Annotated in this window: 1 protein-coding gene; it reads right to left on the bottom strand. The window is 47.8% G+C overall.

The annotated features are described in order from the left end of the window. A partial coding sequence (locus R7R78_RS25740; protein ID WP_225474570.1) for a transporter occupies positions 1 to 616 on the bottom strand: 616 nt, incomplete at its 3' end. Positions 617 to 774: the final 158 nt, after the last annotated feature.

Below are 774 nucleotides of genomic sequence, written 5' to 3'. Positions count from 1 at the left end.
CATCGGGATTGAGCGCATAACCCAAGGTAACAATCGCGCCTTTGTCGTCCAGTTTGCCTTTATCGGCTTTCTCTTTCAGCGGCGTTGCCAAAATGCGATCTACTGTGTCGAAGATGCGTTTGATGTCTGCTGCTTTACCAGCATTCAGTTTGGCCAGCGTTGTCATGTGTTGATCTGATTCGGCTTGAGTGCCTTTAAAGCGCTGCCACACCGCAAGATAAGCGTGTAAATCTACATCGTCCGGCGCCACAGCCAAGGCTTGTTCGAACAGTTCAATTGCTCGATCGACGTTCTTGTTGTAAATCTGCGCATTTGCCGCAGAAATGAGTAGGTCGGTGCGGTATGGCTCAAGTTGGTAAGCTTCTAGCAATCGGTCGGTAACTATCTCCATATTGCTCGGCATTTTCGCGGTAAAACCAGCGTGAGAGATACGCGCCGGCGATTTAAAGGCTTCCACGGCGTCACTCAAAAGTTGGTCGACAACTTGACGTTTGGTCACCAGTTGCGAGTAGTCTGCGGAAGATTGGATTGTAGAATCGTTGGCGGCCAGTGAATAAGGGGCTGCTGTCAGCGCAATTACGCTGCCAAGGGCGATAGCAAGGAGGTTCTTCTTCATGGGTGAATCCTAGTTTTGTTATTTTTCGAATCAGAAAGGTGGATTTTTTCAGTCTAGGTTTGACTCATGAATAAACTGTGAAACGAATCTCAAAGCTGCTGAGCCAAACGACCTTTATCGCCAAAACACGAAGTAGGATCACGAAAATGGTTTACTAA

It is taken from the genome of Vibrio sp. 2134-1 (assembly GCF_033339495.1).
Note: the sequence above shows the minus strand (reverse complement) of the source record. Positions and strands in the feature narration are given on the sequence as shown.